Annotated in this window: 1 protein-coding gene; it reads right to left on the minus strand. The window is 73.2% G+C overall.

Translation table 11 applies throughout. The features are described from left to right. Positions 1-645, minus strand: a 645-nt coding sequence (locus tag MKK53_RS01900; protein ID WP_243926347.1) for an Ig-like domain-containing protein, incomplete at both ends; no start/stop codon positions are given.

Here is a 645-nt window from a genome sequence, read left to right on the forward strand (position 1 = left end):
CGGCCCGCTCTGGCCGGTGAGGGTCGGGACGTTCGGTGCGTGCGTGTCGATGGTCAGGTTCACCCCGGCGGAGGCGGCGGAGGTGTTGCCGGCCGTATCCGTGGCGGTCACCGTCAGGGTGTTGGCGCCCTCCCCCAGTGCCGTGGTCGGGGTGAGGGTGAAGGTGCCGTTGGTAGCTGCGACCGCGGTGCCGATCGCCGCCGCGCCGTTGAAGACGGTGACGGTGGCGCCTGCCTCGGACGTGCCGGTGAGGAGCGGCGTACGGGGGGCCACCGGATCGTGGGTTAGGTTCACCCCGGCGGAGGCGGCGGGGGTGTTGCCGGCCGCATCGGTGGCGGTCGCCGTGAGGGTGTTGGCGCCCTCCATCAGCCCTGTGGTCGGGGTCAGGGTGAAGGTGCCGTTGGTGCCGGCGACGGCGGTGCCGATGGCGGTGCCGCCGTCGTAGACCGTGACGGTCGTGCCGGCATCGGCCGTACCGGTGAGGGTCGGCATCGCGGTGCCGACCGGCCCGCTCTGGCCGGTGAGGGTCGGGACGTTCGGTGCGTGCGTGTCGATGGTCAGGTTCACCCCGGCGGAGGCGGCGGAGGTGTTGCCGGCCGTATCCGTGGCGGTCACCGTCAGGGTGTTGGCGCCCTCCCCCAGTGC

This window comes from Methylobacterium sp. J-076, from assembly GCF_022829405.1.
Taxonomy (GTDB): domain Bacteria; phylum Pseudomonadota; class Alphaproteobacteria; order Rhizobiales; family Beijerinckiaceae; genus Methylobacterium.